Annotated in this window: 7 protein-coding genes; 4 read left to right on the top strand and 3 right to left on the bottom strand. The window is 29.4% G+C overall.

Going from position 1 to position 6,622, the window contains the following annotated elements; all coding sequences use genetic code 11:
- A partial coding sequence (locus AB1Z17_RS09695) for a GreA/GreB family elongation factor (protein ID WP_368051603.1) occupies window positions 1–333 on the top strand: 333 nt, incomplete at its 5' end.
- A 101-nt stretch (window positions 334–434) separates the two neighbouring features.
- Here AB1Z17_RS09695 and AB1Z17_RS09700 read toward each other — a convergent pair.
- The gene (locus tag AB1Z17_RS09700; RefSeq protein WP_368051604.1) at window positions 435–2,576 is read right to left on the bottom strand and encodes a prolyl oligopeptidase family protein; all 2,142 of its coding nucleotides are present in this window, start codon (window positions 2,574–2,576) and stop codon (window positions 435–437) included.
- Window positions 2,577–2,843: 267 nt separating this feature from the next.
- Here AB1Z17_RS09700 and AB1Z17_RS09705 point away from each other — a divergent pair, with 267 nt between their 5' ends.
- Window positions 2,844–3,176 (top strand): hypothetical protein, encoded by a 333-nt coding sequence (locus AB1Z17_RS09705; protein WP_368051605.1) that lies wholly within the window; start codon window positions 2,844–2,846, stop codon window positions 3,174–3,176.
- Window positions 3,177–3,478: 302 nt separating this feature from the next.
- A complete protein-coding gene (locus AB1Z17_RS09710) occupies window positions 3,479–3,808 on the top strand; it encodes a hypothetical protein (protein WP_368051606.1) in 330 nt (109 codons plus the stop codon).
- Between the two features lie 44 nt (window positions 3,809–3,852).
- Here AB1Z17_RS09710 and AB1Z17_RS09715 read toward each other — a convergent pair whose 3' ends face one another.
- Window positions 3,853–4,824 (bottom strand): endonuclease, encoded by a 972-nt coding sequence (locus AB1Z17_RS09715; RefSeq protein ID WP_368051607.1) that lies wholly within the window; start codon window positions 4,822–4,824, stop codon window positions 3,853–3,855.
- Between the two features lie 171 nt (window positions 4,825–4,995).
- On the opposite strand from AB1Z17_RS09715, the gene hflX reads away from it, so the two are divergent.
- The gene (hflX, locus tag AB1Z17_RS09720) at window positions 4,996–6,213 is read left to right on the top strand and encodes a GTPase HflX (protein WP_368051608.1); all 1,218 of its coding nucleotides are present in this window, start codon (window positions 4,996–4,998) and stop codon (window positions 6,211–6,213) included.
- 125 nt (window positions 6,214–6,338) lie between these two features.
- Here hflX and AB1Z17_RS09725 read toward each other — a convergent pair.
- Window positions 6,339–6,622 (bottom strand): OsmC family protein (locus tag AB1Z17_RS09725; protein WP_368051609.1); only part of this gene is annotated, 284 nt, incomplete at its 5' end.

Below are 6,622 nucleotides of genomic sequence, written 5' to 3' on the forward strand. Positions count from 1 at the left end.
AAAAGCTCGGCTGGAGACAAGCACGAAACTGGACGCGCTATGATTCAACTAGAAATGGAAAAAGCAGGACAACAACTTTCTGAAGTTACTATAATGCAAGAAGTTTTAAAGAAAATAACTATTGAAAAAAAGAGTGATGTTACTTGCTTAGGAAGTCTCATTAAAACAACAAAAGGTACTTATTTTTTAGCCATTAGTATTGGGAAAATTGAAATTAATGGAGTAGATTATTTTGCAATTTCTTCTCAGTCTCCCATTGGAAAACAATTGTTAGGTAAAAAAGTAGGTGAAATTATTCATTTTAATAGTGCCGAGATTTTGGAGATAATATAAAAAAAACGTCATTGCGAACAAAGTGAAGCAATTTGTATTAGATTACTTCGTAATATTTTGCTCGTAATGACGGTTAAATTTAAATCAATTAGGCTTTTAACTTATCCTTTTACCTTCGTTTTACTTGGCAGTTCTTTATAGCCCATATTGTATAATGTAAATCCGAAAATATCGGCATATTGTTCAATAGTTTTTGAAACTGGAGTTCCAGCTCCATGACCAGCATTTGTTTCAATTCTTATTAAAGTAGGATTGCTTCCCGCTTGTTTTGCTTGTAATTCTGCTGCAAATTTAAATGAATGTGCAGGTACTACTCTATCATCGTGATCTCCAGTAGTAACCATAGTTGCAGGATATTCAACACCTTCTTTTACATTGTGTACAGGCGAATATCCTTTTAAATAATCGAACATTTCTTTAGAATCATCGGCAGTTCCATAATCGTAAGCCCAACCTGCTCCAGCAGTAAATGTATGGTAACGTAACATATCCATTACTCCAACAGCTGGTAATGCTACTTTCATTAGCTCTGGTCGTTGGGTCATTGTTGCACCAACTAACAAACCACCATTAGAACCTCCTCTAATTGCTAAATAATCTGAAGACGTGTACTTGTTTTCAATCAAATATTCAGCAGCCGCAATAAAATCATCAAATACATTTTGTTTTTGCAATTTAGTTCCGGCATTATGCCATGCTTTTCCATACTCTCCTCCACCACGTAAATTTGGTACTGCATAAATTCCGCCTTGTTCCATCCAAACGGCATTTGCAATGCTAAAGCTAGGTGTTAAACTTATATTGAAACCACCATAAGCATATAGGATTGTTGGGTTTTTCCCATCTAATTCAGTTCCTTTTTTATAGGAAATAATCATTGGGATTTTTGTACCATCTTTAGAAGTATAAAATACTTGTTGAGATTCAAAATTATCCGCATTAAAATCAATTTCAGGTTTTTTATAAAGTTTTGACTCTCCTGTTTTAGGAACAAAAGAATAAATAGAACCTGGATTTATATAATTGGTAAAAGAATAATAAATAATTTCTGCATCAACTTTTCCTCCAAATCCACCAGCTGTTCCAACACCAGGAAGTTCAATATCTCTAATTAATTTTCCATTAAAATCGTATTGTTTTACTTTAGAAACAGCATCAACCATATATTTTGCAAAAATGTATCCGCTCGCAGTAGATACATTTAACACATTTTCAGTTTCAGGAATTACATCTTCCCAGTTTTTTGCATCTGGATTTTCAACAGCAACTTTAACAACACGTTTATTTGGCGCGTCTAAATTAGTTTGCATAAAAAAATATCCATTTTGGTGGTCAAGTACATTTGTATCATTATCAAAACCTAAAATAATTGGTTTAATTTCGCTATTTACGTCGGATAAATCTTTAAAATACAATTCGTTTCCAGAAGTTGAAACAGAAGCAGAAATAATCAAGTATTTTCCATCTTCGGTAACACCACCACCAACGTAACGTCTTTTTTCTTTTTCACCAAAAATGATGTTATCTTCAACTTGTTTTGTACCTAATTTGTGATAAAATAAACGGTGTTGATCTGTTTTAGCAGATAATTCACTTCCTTTTGGTTTTTCGTAGCTCGAATAAAAAATTCCTTCATTTTTTTTCCAAGACATTCCACTAAATTTTACATCAATAATGGTGTCTTCTTTAATTTCTTTTGAAAGCGCATCCATGATGATTATTTTTCTCCAATCGCTTCCTCCTTCAGAAATAGCATAAGCAACTGTATTTCCATCTTTTGAGAAAGACAAACCACCTAACGAAGTTGTTCCATCTTCAGAAAAAGTATTTGGATCCAAAAATACTTCTGGTTCATCTTCACCTTTAAATCGATACAAAACATATTGATTTTGCAAGCCATTATTTTTATAGAAATAAGTATAATCTCCTTCTTTAAATGGAGCGCCCATTTTTTCGTAATTCCATAATGTTTCTAATCGATTTTTCAATGCTTCGCGATACGGAATATTTGCTAAATAATCGAATGTAACTTTGTTTTGTTCACCAACCCAGGCAGCTGTTTCATCAGACATATCGTCTTCTAACCATCTATAAGGGTCTTTTACATCTGTACCAAAATAATTAGTAACAGTATCTACTTTTTTTGTTGTAGGGTATTTCAATTCAACTTTTTTTTGAGTGTCAGATTTTTTGCAAGAAAAAAGAAAAATTCCAACGAGCGTTAATAATACTATTTTTTTCATTGTAGTTGTTTTAGATTACTAATCAAAGCTACTTAAAAAAAGCTGAATTAACTTAAATTATGTTAAATCTTTAAACTTTAAAAAATCAACTATTACTGTTAAATAACAGTAAATCATTACTTTAAATATTTTTATTATAATAAATAGTTTAAAAAATATTTTTTTGAGGTTAAACAAATGTTAATCGACATTTTGAAAAGTAATGGATAAGCTTTTACTAATACATTTGAAACATCAAATATAAGTTTAACTAAAATCTATCAAAAAATGAAAAAATTTAAATTATTGGCTTTAGCCTTAGTAATTGGAACATCTAGTTTATTTGCGGCAACCACAAGCGAAATGAAATCGCCAGAAAAAACAATTAGAACTGAAATTATAGATCTCCTAAAATCGCCCGATTTTAATATTGAAAAAGAATTAAATATAACGCTTACTTTTACTTTTAGTTCTGAAGGAGAGATAGTTGTTTTACATGTAAATTCTAAAAACCCAGAAGTTTTAAATTTTATTCGAAAAAATTTAAATTATCATAAAATTACTAACCCTGGAGAAAGAGATAAATTATATACAATGCCTTTAAAAATGAAAATAGTATAATTAAAATATTAAAAATTTAAAAGTTCAGGCATTATTTGTTTGAGCTTTTTTTATGAACCAATTTTAACTTTTAACATAATTTAAGTTAATTCTCTAACTGTAATAATTTAGATTAATATTTTTAATATATTGTTTTACAGTGTTTTAAAATAATAAAATATTGAAATTTCCAACATAAATACTGCAATTTCATAAAATATGGGTTAAACAAATGTTAAGAGACTTTTAAAAGAGGATTTGCAGTGTAATAAATCTTAATTTTAGTATCAAATAAAAAGATGTTTAACTTAAATCTACCAAAAATGAAAAAATTTAAATTATTGGCTTTAGCCTTAGTAATTGGTACATTTGGATTGTTTGCATCAAATTTTGAGAATCCAGATGTAACAAAAAAAGAACTTAGAAACCAGATTATTGAGCTGCTTCAAACTCCTGATTTTCCTGTTGAAGGAAACATGACCATCACCTTAAAATTTACATTTAATTCGGAAGGTGAAATTGTAGTTTTGTGCCCTGGTTGTAAAAACAAAGATGTTGTAAAATATATTCGAAAAAATTTAAATTATAAAAAATTTGAAAATCCAGGAATTCGAGATAAAATATATAAAATGCCTTTAACCATAGAGGCTTGATGAAAAACAAAAAAACTCAAACTAAAAAGTTTGAGTTTTTTTATTTAATTCTTTTTTAAATATACATATACTGGAAAATGATCGCTAAAACCACCTTGGTACCATTTGCCAATATAAGTTCTAAAAGGATTCCCTTTATATTTTCCTTTCCATTCTTTTAAAAAATACTTATCAAAAACTTGTGCATATTTAAAAGAATGTGTGTTTTCTTTAACAGATATAAAATTTTTAGAAAAAATTATTTGGTCAAATAAATGCCAGGTTCTTTTATAATTTAATGTTCCATTTCCTGTGGCTATTAAACGCTCCATAGGATTGTAAAAAGTATCGTTTACTAAATAATTTTTAACACTTTTACTTGTTGGATCATCGTTAAAATCGCCCATAATTATAATTTTAGCATCTGCTGTTTCGTCGGTAATTTTATAGGTAATACTAGAAACTAGTTCAGCTGCTTTTATTCTTTTTTCTTCGGTAAAATCTTCACCACTTCTTCTAGACGGCCAATGATTTACCAGTATATGAACCAACTCTCCATTTAAATTTCCTTTTACCAATAAAACATCTCGTGTATAATCTCTTTCACCATTTTCAGCACTTAAGTATAGCGGAAAAGTTTCGGAATGCAACAACTCAAATAATTCTTTTTTATAAAGTAAGGCAACATCAATTCCTCTTTCATCTGGAGAATCGTAATGTACAATTCCGTAGTTTTCATTTTTTAAGTTATTTGTGTTTACCAAATCAACCAAAACAGCTTGGTTTTCAACTTCAACAACTCCAATAATAGCTGGAGAATGTAAAGATTTTTCTGCTCCTAGTTGCAACATTACACTACCTAACTTTTTAAGTTTTCTTTTATATCTTTTATAATTCCAGTTTTTTCTTCCTTTTGGTGTAAAATCGTCGTCTAAAGTAGTTGGATCATTTTTGGTATCAAACAAATTTTCAAGATTGTAAAATGCAATTGTATAAGCGTGTTTATTTTTACCTTGTGACTTAAAATATGAAAACATAAAATGACGTTTAATTATAATGTGAAATGCTAAAATAAGGTTTTTTAATCTTTCACTTTAAAAATTGATTGGCATCTATAGAAAACAAGAGTAGAATTATTTATTATAAACTTAACTATTAAAAAGAAATCATTTCGTAATTTCAACTAAACTAATTTGTAAATTTGCAACATGATAGAAGAGAAAAAAGTAACATCTGAAGAAGCTGTTTTAATTGGAGTTGTAACCCAACATCAAAACGAAGAGCAATCTAACGAATATTTAGACGAATTAGAGTTTTTAACATTAACTGCCGGAGGTAAGGCAGTAAAAAGGTTTACTCAGAAATTAGAAAACCCACATCCAAAAACATATATCGGAACTGGTAAATTGGAAGAAGTAAAAGCATTTATGGATGCCAATAATATTGAAACAGCCATTTTTGATGATGAGCTTTCATCATCACAATTACGAAATATAGAAAAAGTACTTGATTGTAAAGTGCTTGACAGAACCAATTTAATTCTAGATATTTTTGCCAGTAGAGCACAAACAAGTTATGCTCGTACGCAAGTAGAATTAGCGCAATGCCAATATTTATTACCTCGTTTAACACGTTTATGGACTCACCTTGAAAGACAAAAAGGTGGTATTGGAATGCGTGGTCCCGGGGAAACGGAAATTGAAACTGACAGACGTATAATTCGTGATAAAATAACTTTACTTAAAAAGAAACTAAAAGTTATTGATAAACAAATGGCAGTGCAGCGCAAAAACCGTGGAAAAATGGTGCGTGTTGCTCTTGTTGGTTATACAAACGTAGGGAAATCAACCTTAATGAATGTGGTAAGTAAAAGCGATGTTTTTGCCGAAAATAAATTGTTTGCTACGTTAGATACTACCGTTAGAAAAGTGGTTATAAAAAATATTCCTTTTTTATTAACAGATACAGTAGGTTTTATTAGAAAATTACCAACCCAATTAGTTGAAAGTTTTAAATCTACTTTAGACGAGGTTCGTGAAGCAGATTTGCTATTGCACGTTGTTGATATTTCGCATCCAAATTTTGAAGATCATATTGCATCTGTGAATAAAATTTTAGATGAAATTAAAAGTGTCAATAAACCAACTATAATGGTGTTTAATAAAATTGATGCTTACCAACATGAGACTATTGATGAAGATGATTTAGTTACCGAAAAAACAAAAATTCATTATACTTTAGAAGATTGGGAAAAAACATGGATGAACAAGTTAGATAAAAATAATTGTTTATTTATTTCAGCCTTGAATAAAGAAAATATGGAAGAATTTAGAAGAAAAGTCTTTGAAGAAGTAAAGAAAATACACATTACTCGTTTTCCTTATAACGACTTTTTATACGATGAATACACAGAAGAAAACGAATAAGTAAGCTGCCTAAAAATCCCATATTCTTAATATTGGGAATTAAAAAAATTAAAACTAGAATCTATGGATCAAATGTATAAGATTACACTTACAGCCAACGATTCTAGTTTTTTATCCTTTAAATTTTATTGTTCTATATATACTATTTCGTGAGAAATATCGGAAAACTTACGGAACATTTCAAAAACACCACAATAGCGATCTACCGAAAGACTTACTGATTTTTCAATTTTATCTTTTTTAAAGTCATTTCCATAAAATTTATAGGTAACATGCACTTTATCGTAAACTTTTGGATGTTCATCCGTTAAATTAGCTGCTACTTCAATTTTAAAATCATCCACTTCAGCACGCATCTTTTTTAACAAAGAAGCAACATCCATTGCAGAACAACCAGCTAAAGAGCTTA

Origin of the sequence: Lutibacter sp. (genome assembly GCF_040883305.1) — a bacterium.
Taxonomy (GTDB): domain Bacteria; phylum Bacteroidota; class Bacteroidia; order Flavobacteriales; family Flavobacteriaceae; genus Lutibacter.